Raw genomic sequence first — 23,152 nt, 5'->3', positions numbered from 1 at the left:
ACAGCAATTAGCGCTAACATTGAAAGGCGGTTGTTGCATTCAATGTAATGGTTGTAGAGTTAATTACACCTTGCAATAAAACCACTGTATAAACAAAGCTAAATTCGCTTGTTGACCAGCTTAAATATGGTGGTAACTACAGGTCAACTCATTAAAAGTTGTTTATTTTCAAAGTGTTATGTTTTTTGTTTAAATTTTTTAGCAAAAGGTATTGATACTGTACGATTATACAGTATACTGTTCATTAATTACTGGATAAGTTATAAAAAAATTCACTGGAGACCACAATGGATGCGAATAAAGAAAAGGCGTTAGCCGCGGCATTAGGCCAAATTGAACGTCAATTCGGAAAAGGTTCAATCATGAAATTAGGTGAGAACCGCAGCATGGATGTTGAAACAATTTCTACCGGTTCATTGTCGTTAGACGTTGCGCTTGGCGCAGGCGGTTTACCGATGGGACGCATCATCGAAATTTACGGTCCAGAGTCAAGTGGTAAAACAACGTTAACCCTTGAAGTTATTGCCGAAGCCCAACGCAACGGCAAAGTGTGTGCGTTCGTAGACGCCGAGCATGCCTTAGACCCAATTTACGCTGAAAAGTTAGGTGTGAACATTGACGACTTGTTGGTATCTCAGCCAGATACCGGTGAGCAAGCATTAGAAATTTGCGACATGCTAACGCGCTCAGGTGCCGTTGACGTTATCGTGGTTGACTCGGTAGCAGCGTTAACACCGAAAGCTGAAATTGAAGGTGACATGGGCGATAGCCACATGGGTCTACAAGCGCGTATGTTGTCGCAAGCTATGCGCAAACTTACCGGTAACCTTAAGCAATCAAATACGATGATGATTTTTATCAACCAGATTCGTATGAAAATTGGTGTGATGTTTGGTAATCCAGAAACCACAACTGGTGGTAATGCATTGAAATTCTACGCGTCAGTACGTCTAGATATTCGTCGTACAGGTGCGGTGAAAGAAGGTGATGCAATCACTGGTAACGAAACTCGCGTTAAAGTGGTTAAGAACAAAATTGCTCCACCGTTTAAACAAGCTGAATTCCAAATCATGTACGGTGAAGGTATCAACAACATCGGTGAGCTTATCGATTTAGGTGTACAACACAAGCTAGTTGAAAAAGCCGGTGCATGGTACAGCTGTAACGGTGAGCGTATCGGTCAAGGTAAAGCCAATGCCTGTAACTTCTTAAAAGAAAATCCAGCCATGGCTAAAGATTTAGATACTAAATTGCGCGCATTACTACTAACACCAGCGACGCCGGTAGAAGAAGCTCTAGAAGAAGAATCTGAATAACTTAGCGTTTAGCTATAAGAAATAACCAAAGGCCGCATCAGCGGCCTTTTTTATTTGTGTTTGTTAATGGGGCGAGTGTACCATGTGAATTAACCATGCGTATTGTCATCAATTGACACAGACCAAACTCGCGTTAATCATCGCCAATCAATCTCACTTTGTCAGCGCAAATCTGTGGCATATTTGCCAAATCTTGTTTTAAGGAAATATTAAAAACAATCTGACTGGACAAGTGCACGAGATCACAATAAAAAAACACCTCACTCACCTAAGTGACTGAGGTGTTTTTATGTTAACGCCAAATTAACTACCGATGTGTTCTTTTATAAAGTCCAGCATCGTCTGCAGCGTGGTAACTCGGTGTTCAGGGGTGATAAAACCGTGGTATTCGTTGTCGATATACAAGGTTTTATAAGGGTGTTTTTTATCGCGTAACGCTTTTTCCAACGCTTCGGCTTGTGAGATCGGCGTGCGTTCATCGGCACTACCGTGAATCAACAATATTGGCGCCTTTAATTGATCAACATTGTGAACCGGTGAAAATGGCTTAATGGTTTCATGGTCGATACCGCCGAGTACTTTGTTTAAGTAGTGGCGCCCGTACGGGTGGCCGGGAGTATCACCATCAGTAAACATCATTTCTAAATCGTAGACACCCGATGCGCCAATGACACATTCGTATAAATCAGGCGCTAAAATAGCGCTTTGCACCGCGGAATAAGCACCAAAACTGCCACCCCAAATACAAATTCGATTTTTATCGGCAACCTTACTGGCGATAGCCCACTTAGTGGCATCAATTATGTCGTGTTGAATTTTGCGTCCCCACTCTTGATAGCCTGCTTGCTCAAATGTTGCACCGTATCCGCCAGAACCGCGAAAGTTGACTTGCAATATCGCATAACCCTGAGATGCTATGGCTTGGGTACGCCAGTCGTATTCCCAATAATCACGTGGCCCGTGCGGTCCACCGTGTGGGTGAACAATAAGTGGTAAGTTAGCATCTTTCTTACCATTTGGTAAGGTCAAATAACCGGTTAACTTCAAGCCGTCGCGACTGGTAAAGTGAAACGGCTCAACTCGGGCAAGCTTTTTCTGATCAAGCCAGCTTGCTCGGTGGGTGAGAAACTGGGCTTTATTGGTTTCAGTATTGTATAAATAATACGTACCTGGGTTGCGATCACCAGACACATATACGGTGAGAATTTTGCCGTCTTCGGTAGCACTGGTGATCTCGACCGAGTCGCCTTTAAACGCGGCGTACAGGTTTTTGTGTACATTCGCGTGCTCTACCTTATCGTTAAAAATCAGATAGTTTGAGTAGTCTTCGTCGATGCGAATACCATAGGGTTGGTTTTTGTAGTTGGTTAACACATCACTGATTTCAACGTACTCGTTGTGATAAATCTTATGCAATTTTTGCGTTGAAAATTGATAAGAATACAAGGTTCCGGTATCACCACTGTTGTAGTAAATGAAATACACTTTGTCATTGTCTGCGGAGAATCCCTGTGGGTCGATATCACCATCAGAGGTATCTAGACCAACATCAAACGATTGCCATTCACCGTCGACGTCTCGGTAAAACAGGTCTTGAGTTCTATCGACATTAACACCCTGCGCAAATCGCACTTCACCATTGTGATCAAGAAGTATATCATTACCTCGACCTGGCGAGCGCAACAGTTTGCGTTGTTTGCCGGTATAAACGTCAAGCAGGTAGATCTCCGCGTTGGCGGCCTCTTTATGTCGTGCATTTTGCCAGGGACTCACACTAATAATAATTTTTCGAGGGTCTTGTTTATAAAGCGAGGCAATATAGGCGTGACCGGCAGATACTTTACTTCCTGTTCGACCTCGTATTGAACTGGTCTCGGTTACCGCAGCAGTTGCGCCAAATATTGATTCAGGCTGACTGCCATCGTAGTTGACCGCAAATAAACGACCCGTAGAGTAGGTTAGGTCTAACGGTCCGTAAAATGAGTTAATGCTGATCACCACACGTTCATCATTTACCCAATCGAAATAGCCGATACTCTCTTCACCCGACATGTTAACCGCATAGGTTACTTTTTTGGTCTTGGTATCAACAAACACCAAGTTTCTTTTGCCTTCGTTGACGGAGCGAATGGCAATGTGCTTACCATTTGGAGAGATTCTGATCAGATCGTTTTCGATATCACGAGCAAAATCGTGCAGCTCGATCGCCTGAACTGACGTGACGCTTAAGCTGATAAGTATGGCGAATATGCGCTGAAGTAGCTTCATAACATCCCTATTATTTAAGTTATTATTTTGTTAAAAGTTGTCTGTTTTTTAACACGTTTGTCGTTTATTTTCAATACAATGGCGAGTAAATGATGGCCCTAACGAACTCTTTTATTTAGACGTCTATACGTTTAGATGTTGACTTGTAGTGGGTGTTTAGTAGTATAAAAAGAAGACAGTAAGCGACTTAAGGAGATATTTGTGCCAATAAAAATACCGGATAGCCTACCGGCATTGTCGGTTTTGGCTAATGAAAATATCTTTGTTATGTCACAAGGGCGAGCGCAGAGCCAAGATATACGACCGATGCAGTTAGCGATTGTCAACTTAATGCCCAATAAAATTGAAACCGAAATTCAATTACTGCGCATGTTGTCAAATACACCGCTACAAGTAAATGTGGATTTAGTGCGTCTTCATCTCAATGAGCCAAAGCATACTGCCAAAGCCCATGTAGATGCGTTTTATGTACTATTTGATGATATTAAGCACAAGCGTTACGATGGGTTAATTATTACTGGCGCACCACTTGCTCAACTGGAGTACCAGCAGGTTTCCTACTGGCAAAAAATATGTGACGTATTCGCGTGGGCTAACAGCCACGTTACCTCAACTCTGTATTCGTGTTGGGCAGCGCACGCTGCATTGTACTATCGCTTTGGCATCGAGCGACAATTGCGACAAACCAAGCTATCCGGGGTTTATCGCCATCAAACCATGGTCGCCAACGAACCGTTAACCCGGGGATTTGACGAGTACTTTCTAGTACCCCATTCTCGGTTTGGGCAACTACCCTTGGATACCTATAAGCAAGTCGAGCAACTAGCCATATTAGCGCACTCGGCGCAAGCCGGAGTCTATTTAGCGGCGACAAAAGATAAGAAACACGTGTTTGTGACCGGCCATCCCGAGTATGACGCCACCACGTTAAACGACGAATATCAACGTGACTTAGCTTCTGGCGTATCGCCTCACTGTCCTGAAAACTATTATCCGGACGATGACCCAATAAACACACCGGTCAATAGTTGGCGCAGTCACGGTAGCTTGTTATTTACCAATTGGCTTAATTACTACGTGTATCAGATTACTCCATATCAATTGCAGCACGGCAATACGCAAACCGTTAAACGATAGTGGCTCAGTTAGGAAATCTTGTGAAATCAGCATCGGCATTATTAATAGAACAACAATTACAACAGCGCATATTAGTCCTCGATGGCGCCATGGGGACGATGATTCAGCAACACCAGTTTAGCGAGCGTGATTTTCGCAGTGAGCGCTTTGCCAAGTGGCATTGTGACGTAAAGGGCAATAACGATTTACTGGTACTAACCCAACCTGAGGCAATCAAAGACATCCATCGTCAATACTTGCTCGCTGGTGCGGATATCATCGAAACCAACAGCTTTAATGCCACACGCATTGCCATGGCAGATTACGATATGCAAGAGTTATCGGCCGAAATCAATTTACAAGCTGCCCGTATAGCTCGCCAAGTGGCCGATGAAATCACCAAGCTTGAGCCGCACAAACCGCGTTTTGTTGCAGGGGTGTTAGGGCCGACCAATCGCACCTGTTCTATTTCGCCAGACGTTAATAATCCGGCATTTCGCAACATCAGTTTTAATGAACTCGCCTTAGCGTATCGCGAATCTACCGCAGCACTGATCGACGGCGGCGTTGATATCATTATGATTGAGACCATCTTCGATACGTTAAACGCTAAGGCCGCCATTTTTGCCGTTGAAGAGGTCTTTGCCGAATGTCAAATGCGTTTACCAATTATGATCTCCGGCACCATCACCGATGCTTCGGGACGGACACTTTCCGGCCAAACGACAGAGGCGTTTTATAACTCACTGCGTCATGCTAATCCAATTGCGATCGGCCTTAATTGTGCGCTTGGTCCCGTGGAGCTACGCCAATACATTGAAGAGCTCAGTTATATCAGCGATTTTGCCATATCGGCACACCCCAATGCCGGATTACCAAACGCCTTTGGTGAATACGACTTTACAGTGGCCGATATGAATGCGCATATTAAAGAGTGGGCTGAATCAGGTTTTTTAAACATTGTTGGCGGTTGTTGTGGTACCACACCCGAGCACATTAAAGGCATTGCTGATACGGTAAAAGATATTAAACCAAGAGTGGTCAAGTCGCAGCCTATCGCCTGTCGCTTATCGGGTTTAGAAGCGTTGAATATTGATCAAAACAGCTTGTTTGTAAACGTCGGTGAGCGCACCAATGTTACCGGCTCTGCTATTTTTAGGCGCCTTATTACCGAACAAAAATACGATGACGCCATAGCCGTGGCGTTACAACAGGTGGAAAACGGCGCACAAATTATCGACATCAACATGGATGAGGGCATGCTTGATAGTCAAGCGGCTATGGTGACCTTTCTCAACCTTGTTGCTGGCGAGCCGGATATTGCCAAAGTGCCCATTATGCTCGACTCGTCAAAATGGGAGATTATTGAAGCTGGCCTGCAATGTATACAAGGCAAGGGCATTGTTAACTCCATCTCGTTAAAGGAAGGCGAGCAAGAATTTAAACGCCAAGCTGAGCTTATTCGCCGTTATGGTGCTGCCGTTATCATTATGGCGTTTGATGAAGTAGGTCAAGCGGACACTAAGCAGCGCAAAGTGGAGATTTGTCAGCGCGCCTATCGAATTTTGGTCGACGAGCTGAACTTTCCACCCGAAGACATCATTTTTGACCCAAACATTTTTGCCATCGCCACCGGCATCGAAGAGCACGATAACTACGCGGTCGACTTTATCGAAGCTACGCGTGAAATAAAGCAAACCTTACCGCACGCGATGATCTCGGGCGGCGTGTCCAATGTGTCGTTCTCGTTTCGCGGCAATAACCCGGTGCGCGAAGCGATTCACGCGGTGTTTTTATTTCACGCCATTAAAAACGGCATGGATATGGGCATTGTCAATGCTGGTCAGTTAGCGATTTATCAAGACATAGCTAAAGATTTGTTAGTTGCTGTTGAAGATGTTGTGCTTAACCGTGATAGTGGCGCGACTGAGCGGTTGCTAACCATAGCCGAACAATATCGCGACCAAGCGACAGGGAAAACATCTAAGGCTGATTTGGCGTGGCGCGAGTTACCAGTAAATAAACGCTTAGAGCATGCATTGGTGAAAGGCATTAATGAATATATCGTTGCCGATACCGAACAGGCTCGTCTCGGCGCTGAACATCCGCTGCAAGTGATTGAAGGGCCATTGATGGATGGCATGAATGTCGTTGGCGACTTATTTGGTGAAGGACAAATGTTTTTGCCGCAAGTGGTGAAATCTGCACGAGTAATGAAACAAGCGGTGGCGCATTTGCAACCGTTTATCGAAGCGACCAAAACCACCAGTAAATCCAATGGCAAAATTTTATTGGCAACGGTAAAAGGCGATGTGCATGACATAGGTAAAAACATTGTTGGCGTGGTATTGCAGTGCAATAACTTTGAGGTGATCGATCTTGGGGTGATGGTGCCCTGCGAGAAAATCTTACAAGTGGCTAAACAAGAAGAGGTTGATATCATTGGCTTGTCAGGGCTTATTACTCCAAGTCTTGATGAGATGGTACACGTGGCGAAAGAAATGCAACGCCTTGATTTTAATTTGCCTTTGTTAATCGGCGGCGCGACTACCTCAAAGGCGCATACTGCGGTGAAGATTGATCAGCAATATCAACACCCTGTGATATATGTTGCCAATGCCTCGCGTTCGGTGTCTGTTGTCAGCGCACTGTTAAATGACAAACTTAAAGCTGATTTAATGCAGCGCACTGAAAAAGAGTACCAAACCATTCGTCAGCGCCACTTACAAAAAAGCCCTCGTAGCGAACTGATATCGTTAGCTGATGCACGTGCTAATGCATTTGTGGCCGACTATAGCAACTACACCCCCGTTAAACCGAATAAGCTTGGGGTAACGGTATTGAATGGGCTTGACTTAAATGTCGTGCGTAATTACATCGATTGGACGCCATTTTTCTTAACCTGGCAATTGTCGGGTAAATACCCCGCCATTCTCGAACATGAACTGATTGGCGAAGAAGCCAGTAAGCTTTTTAATGATGCCAACCGCATGCTCGATGAGTTAGTTGCCAATAGCAGCATTGAAGCGCGAGCGGTGTTAGGCTTATTCCCAGCAGCGAGCGACGGCGATGATATTGTCGTCTACGCCGACGAGAGCAAACAGCAGGTTATTGCGAGACTCGCCCATTTGCGACAACAAACCGCCAAACCAGCAGGTCAGTTTAACCGGTGTTTGAGTGATTACGTAGCAAGCCAAGATTCAGACATTGACGATTACATCGGCGCGTTTGCCGTCTCATCGGGGTTTGGTGTTGATGACTTAGTGGCAAAGTACGACGCTGAGCACGACACCTACAATTCTATTTTACTCAAAGCGGTTGCCGATCGCTTAGCCGAAGCGAGCGCAGAGTATTTACATGAGCAAGTGCGCAAACACTATTGGGGTTACTGCCCTGATGAAGACTTTGATAATGCGTCATTAATCCGCGAGCAATACCAAGGTATTCGTCCTGCACCGGGATACCCCGCCTGCCCTGAGCACACCGAAAAACAAACCCTTTGGGATTTGCTTAATGTTGAACACAATATTGGTATGCAGCTCACCTCAAGTTATGCCATGTGGCCAGGAGCGGCCGTCAGCGGTTGGTACTTTGCCCATCCTCAAAGCAAGTATTTTGCGGTGGCAAAAGTCGACCAACAACAAGCCGAAAGTTATGCCAAGCGCAAAGGTTGGTCATTAAGCGAAGCAGAAAAGTGGCTCGCGCCGAATTTGAATTACGAACCTTAAAAACAAAAGGGCATCAATGATGCCCTTTTCTAATCTAACTAATACCGGAAGTTACTGAATTTTAATCACATCCGCTGCCGGGCCTGTTTTTGGCATGGGCTTGGCGTTTAGTGGCGCAATAGGCTCAGCTTTTAGTTTGTCGTTAAGGTATTCAATACCTTTTTGTAGCTGGGCATCAAAGCCGTTAAAGGTAGCGTATGGTAGGTTATCGACCTCAATATCAGGTGACACACCAGTACCTTCTACTACCCACGTACCGTCTAGTGAGTATTGCGGTAATTCTGCAACTCGCGCCATACCGTTATCGGTTAAACGGTTACGACCCGTTAGCCATACACCGGCACCTGCGGTTTGTTTACCAATTAGCGGCGCCAAACCAAGTGACTTAATAGCGGCCGAGAAGGTTTCACCGTCAGAGTAGGTTAGCTGATCGGTTAGCACCACTAAATGACCACGGAAGGTTTGCTGCATATTGGTGTATGGTGCGCTGTCGCGCTCTTGCCAAAACATCCATGCTTTGCGTAATAGTTTTTCAATTAGCCAGCTGTCTATATTGCCGCCACGGTTTCGGCGCACATCTATGATCAAGCCGTCTTTTTCGACATTGGCATAAAACTCACGAGCAAAGCTGTTAATATCATTTGCAGTCATGGCGTTCATGTGTAAATAACCAATATTGTTATTGGCTTTAGTGACCAATTGCTTGTTGTGCTCTACCCAATCGAGATAGCGCATATTGGCATCACTACGCGTTGTTACCGGTACAACAACCGTTTGGCGAGCTTTGCCTTTGCGCTGTATGGTTAACAGCACTTGCTTACCAGCTTGATTGCGCAGAGCTTTGTGCATTGCCACTAACGAACCAATCGCTTGGTTATTGATATGGGTAATAATATCGCCCTCGACGGCATCGACTTCGGCTTTAGCTAATGGTGATGCTAACGATGGTAGGTCTTTATCGGTATCAAAAATATCATCAATGCGAACACCGTTTTTCACCTCGCTAAAACGCGCACCTAAACTGCTGCCGTTGGCGGCGTTATCTGCTTTTGGCATATCGCCACCGCGTACTTGCGAGTGCAGAGCATTGAGCTCGCCCATCATTTGCGCAAAAATATCGTTTAACTCGCTGCGCGAGGTTATGCGGTTAACCAAAGGTTGGTATTTTTCTTTAACCGCTTGCCAGTCTAGACCACGCATATTGACGTCGAATAAAAACTCGCGGTGCATAAGCCATGCATCGTCAAACATTTGTTGCCATTCATCGGCAGGCGAGAACGATAACTGCCATTGTGCTGAATTAACTTGGTGATCGGCTAGCGCTTTGGGCGCTTTTTCACCGGCGGGTAATAAATACAATTTTGTTTCATCACCCGCTCGCTTGGCAACCATTAACGTTTTGCCATCGGCTGCTAACTGATACCCGCGAACATCATTGAGGTAGGTGCCGGCTTTTATCTTGCGGTTGGCGTATTTAATAAACTGAATGTCGCGTTTAGTGCCATTTCTTACGGTGACATATAGACCTTTATCGTTGACGCTAAGATCCGCGTAATTGCCATTTGCAACGGGTACTTGGTAAAGCTTGTCGGTAATCGCTTGCCAGTTTACTTTGGCTTTGTCGTTATCCTTATTGTCCTGGTCTTTATCATTATTGTCTGTTTCCGACGCCGCGTGATCAAGCTCAGTTAATGTTTTAAACGGGAAGCTTGCTTCTTTAGTAAGTTGGTAGGCATAAATTAGGCCGCGCTTATCAAACGCCGGGCCTAAATTGCGATCGCCCCATGGTGAGGTAGGTGATGAAGCAAAGTGGCGGTTAGAAATAAAGTATAACCACTGCCCATCCGTTGAAAACGCCGGTGAGAATGCCTCGTATTTATCAGAGGTAATAAATTGCTCAGCTTGTTCACTAACAGAGTATAAACGCACACCACGGCGTTGGCGTTCGGTGTGCTCACCACTAAAGGCAATTAGCGTGCTATCGCTTGACCAAACAACTGAGTCAAATGCTGAAAAGCCGCTGCCGTTGCTAGCAATTTTACGGTTCGCTAAAGTGTCCAAATTTAACAACCATAAATCGCCATTGCGGTCATCGTGAGCAAGGTATTTTCCATCCGGTGACGGGTACAGATTCCAGCGAAAAGAGTTACCATTTTTGGTAAGTTGCTTACCTTCACCTGCGCCGTTGGCAGTGAAACGCCAGATTTCTTGTTCTCCACTAGCGTCGTTTATAGCAAATACGTACTTGCCGTCTGTCGATAACACCGCACTACGGCTGCGACTTTGTGCCGGTGTGTTTATTTCAATTAAACGGCTTTTATCTGCTGTCGCGACCGCTAACTTACCGCGGGCTGTGATCACCGCTTTGTCACCATTTTGGGCAACTGCGGCGTTGTTAAAATAATTTAGCGGCTTATTGTCCCAGCGCTCTTGGCGCTCGCTAAAATCAGAAACAAGTGATATGTCAATGCGCTTATCGCTGTTATCATCAAGGTTAAATTGGTGAATATCTGCGCCCAATTGGTAAACCACGGTATTGTTGTGATTCGATGCCAAGCGAATTGACCAATCTCGGTGCGTCGTTAGCTGCGTTTTGTCGCTACCATCAATATTCATCGACCATAGGTTATCGCTGCCGCTGGCGTCCGATACAAAGTACACTTTATTGTTGTAGTACATAGGTTCACGCACTGAACCTAGGTGATTTTGGGTTAATGGCGTTGCTTCTTGTTCACTGCCCATTTGCCAACGCCAAAGCTTGCCTTTCGCACCACCCCGATAAACCTTTGTGTTGTCGCCGGTAACTTGCAAACCAAAGCGGGTGAAAAATAGGTATTTACCATCGCTAGATACAGCGCCTTCAATGGCATCAGCCAGTGGGATATCTTTGCTTACTCGTGTGTCTGGGTTGACGGTTTTTAGCGTCCAGTAATTCGCAGGACCAAAACCAGCATTAGTGGCGTAGATAACCTCGCCTGAAGGCGTCCAACCTTGCACGCGTACTCGCGAGTTTTCATAGCTAAGGCGCGTTGGTTTGCCGCCGTTTATCGGCATAAGGTAAGCCTCATCTGAGCCTTCATAATTGGCAACATAGGCAATAAATTGACCGTCTGGCGAAATACTGGCCATGGTCTCGATGCTCTCATGCGTGGTCAATCGCTGGGCTTTACCTGAATTGAGTTTGCTGTGCCATAAATCACCTTCAGCGGTGAACACCAATGAATCTTGATGCAATGCAGGCGAGCTAAAATAACCGAGTTGTTGCTTTGCATTAACGGGTGATGTTGCTAGGGCGATGATGCCGGCAATGATCGACTTCTTTAACCTCATATGATCCCTTATATTGTGTTAGTTTTTGTTTTTTATATATTTATTATCGCCGACGGCATAGCCGGATGAAAATGACGCGCAGCGTATGTAATCGTTTCGATTGTAGCGTTAATACGTTAGCATTTGGAAAAAAGTTAGTTAATTTACCAGTTTTTTTCGCTTTGCAGAAAATACCTGGGCTATTCAACTGTATTTTTATTTTTATGTCGGTAAAATAGGCGAGTTTTCAAACATTAAAAGGTTATCCGTGACAAGCCAAACAGAGCCGAGTATCAACAAAGCAGTGAAAAAGGCAGCCTATAATTATTTGGCTCGTCGAGAGCATTCGCGTGACGAATTAAAGCAAAAATTACGACAAAAAGATTTTGCCGATGATGACATTGAAGTGGTGCTCGATAAACTACAAGAGCATGATATTCAAAGCGATTTGCGTTACGCGCAAAGTATGTTGCGACAACGGATTGCCAAGGGCTATGGCTACGCCTACATCAACAATGAATTAAAACAAAAAGGCTTGCACAGCAGTGTCATTAACCAAGCATTTGCAAGTGAAGCGGTTGATTGGTTTGAATTAGCGCAACAGGTTTATCACAAGCGTTTTGCTGATAACGCCATTGTTGATCAAAAAGACAAAGCCAAACGCATGAGATTTTTACAATATCGCGGGTTTGATTTCGAACAGATCTCAGCTGCGATGAGCATAGATTAAATTGGACGAAGATGATGATTAAATCCAGTGCCCAAATTAGACAGGCATTCCTAGACCATTTTGCTAAACAACAACACCAAGTCGTTGCGAGCAGTTCGCTAGTACCAGGTAATGACGCCACCTTGCTATTTACTAATGCGGGTATGGTGCAATTTAAAGATGCATTTCTAGGGGCGGAAAAACGCAGTTATACAAGAGCTACATCTTCTCAACGTTGTGTGCGCGCTGGTGGTAAACACAATGACCTAGAAAACGTAGGTTACACTGCACGTCACCACACTTTCTTTGAAATGTTAGGTAACTTTAGTTTTGGTGACTACTTCAAGCGAGACGCAATTCGTTTTGCTTGGGCGTTCTTGACCGAAACACTGCAGCTACCTGTTGAAAAGCTGATGGTGACTGTGTACGAAACCGACGACGAAGCATTCGCTATTTGGAACCAAGAAATTGGTGTTCCTGCCGAAAAAATTGTACGCATTGGTGACAAAAAAGGCGGTAAAAAATACGAGTCAGATAACTTCTGGTCGATGGGTGATACTGGCCCTTGTGGTCCGTGTAGCGAAATTTTCTACGATCACGGCGAGCACATTTGGGGTGGTCCTCCAGGCTCACCAGAAGAAGATGGCGATCGCTTCATCGAAATTTGGAACTTGGTATTCATGCAATTTAATCGTCACGCTGACGGTACTATGGAACCATTACCAAAACCGTCTGTAGATACCGGTATGGGTTTAGAGCGTATTGCAGCGATTATGCAAGGCGTGCATTCAAACTACGAAATCGATATTTTCCAAGGCTTGATCAAGGCGGCCGCTGAAATCTTAAGTGTTAGCGATTTAGACAATAAATCACTGCGGGTTATTGCCGACCATATTCGTTCGTGTAGCTTCTTAATCACCGATGGTGTGATGCCGTCAAACGAAGGTCGCGGTTATGTGTTGCGCCGTATTATTCGTCGTGCGATTCGCCATGGTCACATCTTGGGCTCTAAAGACGTATTCTTCTACAAGCTTGTGGCGGCATTAATTGAGCAAATGGGTGACGCATACCCAGAGCTAGAGCAACAGCGCAGCGTGTTGGAAAAAATCCTTAAAGTTGAAGAAGAGCAATTTAGACGTACCCTTGATCGCGGTATGAACTTGCTTAACGATGTTATCGCTAACCTTGAAGGCAATACCATTGCCGGCAAAGATGTATTTAAGTTATACGACACTTACGGTTTCCCAGCAGATTTAACCGCCGATATCGCGCGTGAAAACAACATCGCGATTGACCAAGAAGGCTTTGACAGCGAGATGCAAGCACAACGCGAGCGTGCACAGAAAGCCAGTAACTTTGGGGCTGATTACAATGAGTCGTTAAAGTCAGACAAAACCTCTAACTTTGAAGGCTACGATAAGCACAGCTTTAACGCCACAATCGTTGAGTTATTCAACAGCGAAGGTCCGGTAAACACCCTGTCAGCTGGCGAAAAGGGCGTGCTGATTTTAGATGCAACACCGTTTTACGCTGAATCAGGTGGTCAAGTTGGCGATACAGGTGTGATCAAAACGGCCTCTGGTGAGTTTGTCGTTACCGATACGCAAAAATTAGGTAACGCGATTGCCCATCACGGTGAAGCAAAAGCAGATATCCAATTAAACAGCAAAGCCGAAGCTGTTATCGACAGCGTACGTCGTACAAAGATCATTAAAAACCACTCGGCAACGCACTTATTGCACTCGGCTCTTCGCAGCGTATTAGGTGAGCACGTAACGCAAAAAGGTTCATTGGTAGATGATCAAAAATTGCGTTTTGACTTCTCGCACTTTGAAGGCGTAACGGCGGCACAGCTGCAACAAGCTGAGCGTATGGTGAACGAGCAAATTCGAGCTAACCATGCTCAACAGGCTGAGTTAATGCATATTGATGCAGCTAAAGAAAAAGGCGCTATGGCCTTATTTGGTGAGAAGTACGAAGATGAGGTGCGTGTAATTACTCTAGGTAATACCTCTACCGAATTATGTGGTGGTGTGCACGTTAATCGCACTGGTGATATCGGCCTGTTCAAGATTGTATCTGAAGGCGGTATTGCTGCTGGTATTCGCCGTATTGAAGCGGTAACTGCCGACGCAGCACTTGATTATGTTGACGAGCAAGCAGCGAAGCTTGATGCCATTGCAGCTTTAGTGAAATCTGATGCGGCTAACACCTTAGGCAAGGTTGAACAGGTAATCATTAAGACCAAGCAACTTGAAAAAGAACTTGCTGCTTTACAGCAAAAACTCGCTGCGGCAGCCGGCTCTGATTTGCTGTCAAAAGCGATTGAAGTCAACGGTGTTAAAGCCTTGATTGCTGATGTTGAAGGGGCTGATCCTAAAGCGTTACGCGACATGGTTGATGATCTGAAGAACAAAATGGGCTCAGGTATCGTTATGTTAGCATTGGCGAACAACGGCAAAGTAAACTTGATTGCGGGTGTAACCAAAGACTTAATAGGTAAAGTGAAAGCCGGTGATTTAGTGAAAATGGTTGCCGAACAGGTTGGCGGTAAGGGCGGTGGACGTCCTGATATGGCCCAGGCCGGCGGTACTCAACCTGAAAACATAGCTGCAGCGTTAGCCAGCGTTGAGCCGTGGCTGGCAGATAAGTTGTAATGGACGAATTGGCTTAATGGCTATTATTGTACAAAAATTCGGGGGAACCTCTGTTGGTTCCCCTTCTCGTATTGAAAAAGTCGCTGAGCAAATTATCGCCACCAAGAATCAAGGGCATTCTCTGGTGGTGGTGGTTTCTGCGATGGCGGGTGATACCAATCGCTTGGTTGAACTCGCTTCGCAAATCGATAAAAATCCATCGCCGCGAGAACTCGATATGTTGCTTGCCAGTGGCGAGCAGGTGACGATAGCCTTATTGGCGATGGCACTCATTAAGCGAGGTTATTCGGCAATTTCACTGTTGGCTCATCAAATTGGTTTGTTAACCGATAACCGCTTTAACAAAGCTCGTATTAAGCACATTGATACCAATCGCATTTATGGTGAGTTACAACGCGGTCATATCGTGATCGTGGCTGGTTTTCAGGGAATGGATAGCGAAGGCAATGTGACGACACTGGGGCGTGGTGGCTCAGATACGTCTGCGGTGGCGATCGCCAGTGCAATACGAGCTAAAGAATGCCAAATATTTACCGATGTTGATGGCGTGTATACCACCGATCCACGCATTGATGAACGCGCCAAAAAGCTCGATTACATCACCTTTGAAGAGATGCTTGAGTTGGCTAGTGCCGGCGCCAAGGTTTTACAATCTCGTTCGGTTGAATTTGCAGGGCAAAACAAGATGCCACTGCGTGTGTTGTCTAGCTTTACCGATGGCACCACCGATGGCACCCAAATTTGCTACGAAGGCGAAGTGGACAAGCAGCATCCAGTAACTGCGATTGCGTGCCAAACGGATGAGGTATTATTTACCTTGGAGGCAACGGAGCATATTGCACAACTACGCACGCGTGTTTTCAATGATTTGGCAGAGCACGCAGTGGAAGTGGATATGATTTCACACCATCTCAGCGAGCAAGCCAACGATCTTAATTTCACCATTAATCGTAAAGACATGGTGATGACGGATAACTTGTGTAAAGATTTGCTCATTGATAAAGCCATATCCCGCTATCAATGCCTAAAATCGCTCAGTAAAGTATCGGTAATTGGCAATGGCATGCGCTCACACAGCGGGGTAGCAGCAGATGTGTTTTCAACGTTACAAGAAAATGATATTGATATCCACCTGGTCTCGACCGCTGAAATAAAACTGTCGGTACTGGTAGCCAGCGATGATGGTGAAAAAACGGTTCGTTTGTTGATGACAAAATTTAATTTAAATAACTAGTTTATTAAGTTTTTTTTTGTTTTTTTGCTAAATTTACATTGAGTCGCTATAAAAAAGAACAGGGGCTAGTTTTTGATGCCGTCACTCTGATAACATAGCGATTGATTTCTGACTAAATGAAAAGGGAGCAGTAGGATGCTTATATTAACTCGTAGAGTAGGTGAAACTCTGATGGTTGGTGATGATATCACCGTCACAGTTTTAGGGGTAAAAGGGAACCAAGTTCGCATTGGTGTAAATGCACCGAAAGAAGTTTCTGTACATCGTGAAGAAATTTACATGCGAATCCAGGCAGAAAAAGATGAACCGAGTTCTTCGGATAATCCATAACCTCACCTAGATGTAAAAATAGACGCGGCATTTGTTGCTATAGTGTTGCGTCGTTTGGCATATTTAATTGAAAAATGCTCTGTTTGATTGAATTGTGAGCAAACAGAAAAAAAGACACAAAAATCCGTTGACTTATTTTTCGAATCTATTAATATGCACGCCATCGAAACGGTGAGGTGGCCGAGAGGCTGAAGGCGCTCCCCTGCTAAGGGAGTATACAGTTTGTAGCTGTATCGAGGGTTCGAATCCCTCCCTCACCGCCATTCGAAAATTGATTGCGGACACGTAGCTCAGCTGGATAGAGTACCTGGCTACGAACCAGGCGGTCGCAGGTTCGACTCCTGCCGTGTCCGCCACTTATTCCTAGAGTGGTTAAATAAATAGGGGGCTGCAACCTGGTTCGCCAGGAAGTACCTGGCTCTAATATAAGAGCCCAGGCGGTGTAGATTCATTCTTGCCGTGTCCGCCACTTCTCTTAGAGGTGGTATGCAATGAAGTGAGGTATCACTTAAAACTACCGACCGCGGACACGTAGCTCAGCTGGATAGAGTACCTGGCTACGAACCAGGCGGTCGCAGGTTCGACTCCTGCCGTGTCCGCCACTATTTTTAGAAACCGACCATAGGTCGGTTTTTTATTCCCTGAAATATCAGGGCTTGCACTAGCAAGTGAACTAGTTTTCGATTGCGGACACGTAGCTCAGCTGGATAGAGTACCTGGCTACGAACCAGGCGGTCGCAGGTTCGACTCCTGCCGTGTCCGCCACTTTCAAAATTTTGAAAGTGGTATACAATCAAGTGAGGTATCACTTAAAACTACCGACCGCGGACACGTAGCTCAGCTGGATAGAGTACCTGGCTACGAACCAGGCGGTCGCAGGTTCGACTCCTGCCGTGTCCGCCACTATTGAAAAAGCCCGACTTGTTAGTCGGGTTTTTTGCTTTCTGGCATTTAAGTATAAGATTCTATTGTAATCGCCTGATTCGCCAGGGTAGTACCTGGCTCTAATATAAGAGCCCAGGCGGTGTAGATTCATTCTTGCCGTGTCCGCCACTTATTCCTAGAGTGGTTAAATAAATAGGGGGCTGCAACCTGGTTCGCCAGGAAGTACCTGGCTCTAATATAAGAGCCCAGGCGGTGTGGATTCATTCTTACCGTGTCCGCTACTTTCAAAATTTTGAAAGTGGTATACAATCAAGTGAGGTATCACTTAAAACTACCGACCGCGGACACGTAGCTCAGCTGGATAGAGTACCTGGCTACGAACCAGGCGGTCGCAGGTTCGACTCCTGCCGTGTCCGCCATTATTAAAAAAGCCCGACTTGTTAGTCGGGTTTTTTGCTTTTTGGCATTTAAGTATAAGATTCTATTGTAATCGCCTGATTCGCCAGGGTAGTACCTGGCACTAATACAAGAGCCCAGGCGGTTGTAGGTTCGACTCCTGCCGTGTCCGCCACAATTGAAAAAGCCCGACTTGTTAGTCGGGCTTTTTGCTTTCTGGCATTTAAGTATAAGATTCTATTGTAATCACCTGATTCGCCAGGGTAGTACCTGGCACTAATACAAGAGCCCAGGCGGTTGTAGGTTCGACTCCTGCCGTGTCCGCCATTATTAAAAAAGCCCGACTTGTTAGTCGGGTTTTTTGCTTTCTGGCATTTAAGTATAAGATTCTATTGTAATCGCCTGATTCGCCAGGGTAGTACCTGGCACTAATACAAGAGCCCAGGCGGTTGTAGGTTCGACTCCTGCCGTGTCCGCCACTATTGAAAAAGCCCGACTTGTTAGTCGGGTTTTTTGCTTTTTAGCTCTTACAAATTTTGAGGCTTTATTGCTATATAACTCGCCTGATTCGCCAGGGTAGTACCTGGCCTAATATAAGAGCCTAGGCGGTTGTAGGTTCGACTCTTGCCGTGTCCGCAACTATTGAAAAAGCCCGACTTGTTAGTCGGGCTTTTTTTCTTTATGGTATTAAGGTTTAAGGCTTTATTTTACTCGCTATATTTCAACAATCACGGCTCGTTGTCGGTTTTTATATTGGTTATTTGTGCCTGCCAGTTCCCATCATACTGTCAATATCGAACGCAATTGAAACTATATTGCACTAACATTGTGTTAACGTTTTTATCATTTACTTTACAATTATCATTGCCATTTAGATTTTGAGTGATTATTCTAACTTAGATTAATCGACAAAAGCATTTTGAATGACTATGGATAACTTATCACAAATTTTTATCGAAGCTGCTGGCCTGTTATTGGTTGGCATGGGTTTTGTGTTTGCCTTTTTAGGTGTGCTTATTTACGCCATTAAATTACTTGCTTATGTCGCCAGCCTTTTTCCTGAATCGGTACCGGTAACCAGGACCTCTTCAGTCTCCTCGGCCGATGGCACTAAAGTGTCGCCGCAAGTTGTCGCGGCGATTACCGCTGCCATTGCTCAATACCGAAAACCAAACAAATAATATTAGGAGCACGTTATGTCCAACTCTTCAGCTAAACTAGGCATTACTGAGCTTGTGTTGCGCGATGGTCACCAATCGTTACTTGCGACGCGCCTGCGCATAGAAGATATGCTACCGATAGCTAAAACGATGGATGAAATTGGCTTCTGGTCGATTGAGTCATGGGGAGGGGCGACGTTTGATTCGTGTATTCGTTACTTAGGTGAAGATCCTTGGGAGCGCATTCGAAAACTAAAACAAGCCATGCCCAATACCAAACAGCAAATGCTGTTTCGCGGCCAAAACATCCTCGGTTACCGTCACTATGCAGATGATGTGGTAGAAAAGTTCGTTGAACGCGCCCACGTTAACGGCGTTGATGTGTTTCGCATCTTTGATGCAATGAATGATATTCGCAATCTTGAAACGGCGATCAAAGCCGCGGTAAAAGTGGGGGCGCACGCGCAAGGAACGTTGTCGTTTACCGAATCACCAGTGCACAATATCAACACCTGGTTAGATATGGCTAAGCGTTTGCAAGATATGGGTGCGCATTCACTGTGTATTAAAGATATGGCGGGGTTGCTCAAACCATACGATGGTGAAGAGCTGATCGGTAAATTGAAAGAGCAGGTTGCATTGCCGATTTCACTGCACTGTCATGCCACTACTGGGTTGAGTATGGCGACTCACATCAAAGCTATTGATGCCGGTGTTGATGTTATTGATACCTCTATTTCGTCAATGGCAATGACCTATGGTCACTCGCCAACAGAATCTGTTGTCGCCACGGTTCAAGGGCGAGATAGAGATACCGGTCTCGATTTAGAAAAACTTGCTGAAGTCGCTGCCTACTTCCGTAAAGTGCGGGCTAAATATGCCAAATTTGAAGGTAACTTAAAGGGAGTAGATGCACGCATACTCCTCGCTCAAGTACCCGGTGGTATGTTAACCAATATGGAAAATCAGTTACGCGAGCAAGGCGCCAGTGATCGCTTTGATGAAGTGCTAGAAGAAATACCTAGAGTGCGCAAGGACTTGGGCTATATCCCTTTGGTTACCCCTACGTCACAGATAGTTGGCACCCAAGCGGTACTCAATGTGTTAACGGGGGAACGTTATAAGTCGGTAACCAAAGAAACCGCTGGCGTCCTGAAGGGGGAATACGGCGCAACGCCGGCACCGGTTAACGAGCAGCTGCAACAACAGGTACTCGACGGCAGTGAACCGATAACAACTCGTCCCGCAGATGCGCTAGAGCCAGAGCTTGACAAGCTATCCGATGAACTCAATGTCTTAGCTAAGGAAAAGGGCATCGTGTTAGCTGACGAGGCGATAGATGACGTACTAACTTATGCTTTGTTTCCGCAAATAGGTCTCAAGTTTTTACAAAACCGCAATAATCCGGATGCGTTTGAACCAGCTCCGAGTGCAAGCGATGTCAGTGTTACTGATACTGGCGGCGATACTGGAGTTGACGTTGCAAAACCTGAGAGTTACGCAGTGCAAGTTGATGGGCGCGTCTATGACGTGGTGGTTGCACCGGGAGGTAGCATTGACAGTATCGAGGTGGCCCGAGATGAGAGCAAAACAACTGGTAACCACGCGCAGTTATCCCCATCACCCACTGCCTCTGTAACCATAGATGCTCCGCTAGCAGGCAACGTATTTAAGGTGCTGGTCAAGGTCGGTGATCAAGTCACAGAAGGCGATGTGGTAATGATTATGGAAGCGATGAAAATGGAAACTGAAATTCGCGCGAATGCCTCAGGACAGGTGTCGGCTATTCACGTAAATGAAGGTGATAGCGTCACCGTCGGCGAACCGTTGTTTTCACTGTAAGGGGCTGTTATGGATTCATTAAATGTCCTTTGGCAGTCCACGGGGCTGGCTAACTTTGAGGTTGGCCAGGTGGTGATGATGTTAGTCGGTTTGGGATTACTTTATTTGGCAATTGCCAAAAAATTTGAACCACTATTGCTGTTACCTATCGGATTTGGCGCCATTTTAACCAATATACCGGTCGCAGGGTTTAGCCAAGCGGGTGGCGTGTTGCACTACATCTACTACGTTGGTATCGACACCGGCATCTTTCCATTATTAATTTTTATGGGCGTCGGTGCGATGACCGACTTTGGTGCGCTAATTGCCAATCCGCGTATGTTATTGCTTGGTGCAGCGGCACAATTTGGTATTTTTGCTACCTTATTTGGCGCCATCGCATTAAACGCACTACCGGGTTTTAATTTTACTCTGCAAGACGCCTCAGCCATTGCCATTATTGGTGGTGCAGATGGGCCGACGGCGATCTTTTTAGCGTCGCAGCTAGCACCTGAATTACTGGGCGCCATCGCCGTTGCCGCATATTCGTATATGGCATTAGTACCGATTATTCAGCCGCCGATCATGAAGGCACTAACCAGTGAAAAAGAGCGCAGAATCGAAATGAAACAGCTGCGTCATGTAACCAAGCTAGAGAAAATTCTATTTCCATTAGCGGTGTTGATGTTGACCATCTTTTTCTTGCCGGCGGCAACGCCGTTGGTTGGTATGTTCTGCTTAGGCAACCTCATGCGCGAATGTGGTGTGGTCGATCGATTAAGTGCGACAGCGCAAAACGAACTGATCAATATCGTAACGATATTCTTAGGCTTAGGGGTTGGCTCGAAGTTAAGTGCAGAATCATTTCTCAACGTTGAGACACTCGGTATACTGGCATTAGGTGCTGTTGCGTTTTCAATCGGTACGGCTGCAGGGGTGTTAATGGCTAAACTAATGAGCAAGCTATCGAGCGAACCTATCAATCCATTGGTTGGCGCTGCAGGGGTGTCAGCGGTGCCGATGGCTGCGAGGGTGGTAAACAAAGTAGGGCTTGAATCAAATGCCCATAACTTCTTGTTAATGCACGCGATGGGGCCAAATGTTGCTGGGGTTTTAGGCTCTGCGGTTGCCGCCGGTGTTTTATTGGCGTTAGTTGGCTAGTCAAATTAAAAAATGGTTACTAGTTGATGAGTGAGAGCCACATAAGCGAATTGATGATGTGGCTTTTTTATTGGCTGAACAAGGTCGAGGGGCTAAAAGCTTAACCGATGTCGGACTCAGTTTTTTTTACAGCACAATGAATAATGGAGATACGCAGTGATCATATTGAGAGCATTGGCGGTGTTATTAATATGGTTGAGCTTCAATGTACACGGTCAACAACCTACTTGGCGTTTGGTTGACCAACAAAATCTACTGTACATTGAAACTGAACATGGCTTGATCACGATTGAACTCGCCGAGTTTTTTGCCCCGCGCCATGTTGCTCATATACAACAGCTTGTTCGCCGGGGCTTTTATGACGGCTTACCGTTTTATCGCGTGATAGAGAACTTTGTTGTCCAAGCGGGTGATCAAGGTTATCAACAGTCAACTGGCAGTAGCAACGCAATTCGGGCTGAAATGACTCGCCCGATCGAGGCACAAAAGTCGAATGTCGGTCAACAGGTAGGCGATGAGCGACCGATCGATGAACCATTTACTTTGGTTCAAGACGGTGATTTACTAGCGCCACAAACCGGATTTATTAACGGTTTCGCAGTAGCTCGTTCACCACAGGAGAATAAACAGTGGTTGATACACTGTCCGGGTGTCATCAACTTGGCGCGGGGTACGGATATTCATTCTGGGACAACGGACTTTGCCATTATGCTCGGCGTGCCACCGCGCCATTTGGATCGCAATATGAGCGTATTCGGTCGGGTAATCGACGGTTGGCAGACATTGTATAGAATAACACTGGGCGATAACGGCGCAGGAGGTTTCGCTGATCTGCGATCGGCAACGATTATCAAACGCGCTTATTTAGGTTCGCAGCAAGCACCTCATCAACAGGTATGGATTGAAGACACCAGTAGCGAACATTTTCGTCAGAAACTCGCGCAAAGACGCTTGTATCAAGACGACTTCTTTGACTATAAAGGCAATAACAAGTTAGACGTGTGTTACCAGAAGGTAGCGGTAAAAACGACAGCGTCTCACTGAGTAAGCAGAGGCTGTCGT

At 45.7% G+C, this 23,152-nt stretch carries 13 protein-coding genes and 6 tRNA genes; 17 read left to right on the top strand and 2 right to left on the bottom strand.

All coding sequences use genetic code 11. From position 1 onward, the window contains the following. The first annotated feature begins 287 nt into the window (after positions 1 to 287). On the top strand, positions 288 to 1,316 hold the full coding sequence (gene recA / locus ACAY30_RS12070; RefSeq protein ID WP_290250996.1) for a recombinase RecA: 1,029 nt from the start codon (positions 288 to 290) through the stop codon (positions 1,314 to 1,316). Between the two features lie 303 nt (positions 1,317 to 1,619). Here recA and ACAY30_RS12065 read toward each other — a convergent pair whose 3' ends face one another. After that, positions 1,620 to 3,584 carry a S9 family peptidase gene (locus ACAY30_RS12065; RefSeq protein ID WP_290250997.1) on the bottom strand — a complete coding sequence of 655 codons (1,965 nt, stop codon included), beginning with the start codon at positions 3,582 to 3,584 and terminating at the stop codon, positions 1,620 to 1,622. Between the two features lie 201 nt (positions 3,585 to 3,785). Here ACAY30_RS12065 and metA point away from each other — a divergent pair, with 201 nt between their 5' ends. Beyond that, positions 3,786 to 4,721, top strand: coding sequence for a homoserine O-succinyltransferase (gene metA, locus ACAY30_RS12060; RefSeq protein ID WP_290250998.1), 936 nt, complete (start codon positions 3,786 to 3,788; stop codon positions 4,719 to 4,721). Between the two features lie 20 nt (positions 4,722 to 4,741). Beyond that, entirely contained in the window at positions 4,742 to 8,428 is a 3,687-nt protein-coding gene (metH, locus tag ACAY30_RS12055) for a methionine synthase (protein WP_290250999.1), read from the top strand. A 51-nt stretch (positions 8,429 to 8,479) separates the two neighbouring features. Here metH and ACAY30_RS12050 read toward each other — a convergent pair whose 3' ends face one another. After that, positions 8,480 to 11,758: a S41 family peptidase gene (locus ACAY30_RS12050; RefSeq protein WP_290251000.1), complete on the bottom strand. Its 3,279-nt coding sequence runs from the start codon at positions 11,756 to 11,758 to the stop codon at positions 8,480 to 8,482. Positions 11,759 to 12,005: 247 nt separating this feature from the next. Between ACAY30_RS12050 and ACAY30_RS12045 the strand changes: the two genes are divergently transcribed. From ACAY30_RS12045 to ACAY30_RS11980, 14 genes are all read left to right on the top strand, one after another. Next, positions 12,006 to 12,467 (top strand): regulatory protein RecX, encoded by a 462-nt coding sequence (locus ACAY30_RS12045; RefSeq protein ID WP_290251001.1) that lies wholly within the window; start codon positions 12,006 to 12,008, stop codon positions 12,465 to 12,467. 11 nt (positions 12,468 to 12,478) lie between these two features. Further along, complete coding sequence (gene alaS / locus ACAY30_RS12040; protein WP_290251002.1) at positions 12,479 to 15,103, top strand: alanine--tRNA ligase; 2,625 nt, start codon at positions 12,479 to 12,481, stop codon at positions 15,101 to 15,103. A 16-nt stretch (positions 15,104 to 15,119) separates the two neighbouring features. Next, complete coding sequence (locus tag ACAY30_RS12035) at positions 15,120 to 16,337, top strand: aspartate kinase (protein ID WP_290251003.1); 1,218 nt, start codon at positions 15,120 to 15,122, stop codon at positions 16,335 to 16,337. Positions 16,338 to 16,472: 135 nt separating this feature from the next. Continuing rightward, complete coding sequence (csrA, locus tag ACAY30_RS12030) at positions 16,473 to 16,667, top strand: carbon storage regulator CsrA (protein ID WP_290251004.1); 195 nt, start codon at positions 16,473 to 16,475, stop codon at positions 16,665 to 16,667. Between the two features lie 170 nt (positions 16,668 to 16,837). Beyond that, positions 16,838 to 16,930 (top strand) — tRNA-Ser (locus ACAY30_RS12025). A gap of 16 nt (positions 16,931 to 16,946) precedes the next feature. Further along, positions 16,947 to 17,023: transfer RNA gene (locus ACAY30_RS12020), tRNA-Arg, on the top strand. A 169-nt stretch (positions 17,024 to 17,192) separates the two neighbouring features. Then, positions 17,193 to 17,269, top strand: a tRNA-Arg gene (locus ACAY30_RS12015). 86 nt (positions 17,270 to 17,355) lie between these two features. Further along, positions 17,356 to 17,432, top strand: a tRNA-Arg gene (locus ACAY30_RS12010). A 61-nt stretch (positions 17,433 to 17,493) separates the two neighbouring features. Then, positions 17,494 to 17,570 (top strand) — tRNA-Arg (locus ACAY30_RS12005). A gap of 324 nt (positions 17,571 to 17,894) precedes the next feature. Next, a tRNA-Arg gene (locus ACAY30_RS12000) sits at positions 17,895 to 17,971 on the top strand. Between the two features lie 906 nt (positions 17,972 to 18,877). Then, positions 18,878 to 19,129 carry an OadG family protein gene (locus ACAY30_RS11995; RefSeq protein ID WP_290251005.1) on the top strand — a complete coding sequence of 84 codons (252 nt, stop codon included), beginning with the start codon at positions 18,878 to 18,880 and terminating at the stop codon, positions 19,127 to 19,129. A 15-nt stretch (positions 19,130 to 19,144) separates the two neighbouring features. After that, complete coding sequence (gene oadA / locus ACAY30_RS11990; RefSeq protein ID WP_290251006.1) at positions 19,145 to 20,950, top strand: sodium-extruding oxaloacetate decarboxylase subunit alpha; 1,806 nt, start codon at positions 19,145 to 19,147, stop codon at positions 20,948 to 20,950. Between the two features lie 9 nt (positions 20,951 to 20,959). Continuing rightward, a complete protein-coding gene (locus ACAY30_RS11985) occupies positions 20,960 to 22,090 on the top strand; it encodes a sodium ion-translocating decarboxylase subunit beta (RefSeq protein ID WP_290251007.1) in 1,131 nt (376 codons plus the stop codon). A gap of 156 nt (positions 22,091 to 22,246) precedes the next feature. After that, on the top strand, positions 22,247 to 23,134 hold the full coding sequence (locus tag ACAY30_RS11980) for a peptidylprolyl isomerase (RefSeq protein ID WP_290251008.1): 888 nt from the start codon (positions 22,247 to 22,249) through the stop codon (positions 23,132 to 23,134). Positions 23,135 to 23,152 lie beyond the last annotated feature (18 nt).

Source organism: Thalassotalea ponticola, assembly GCF_041379045.1.
Lineage (GTDB): Bacteria > Pseudomonadota > Gammaproteobacteria > Enterobacterales > Alteromonadaceae > Thalassotalea_A > Thalassotalea_A ponticola.
The sequence above is the reverse complement of the archived record's forward strand: the minus strand, read 5'-3'. Positions and strand labels throughout refer to the sequence as shown.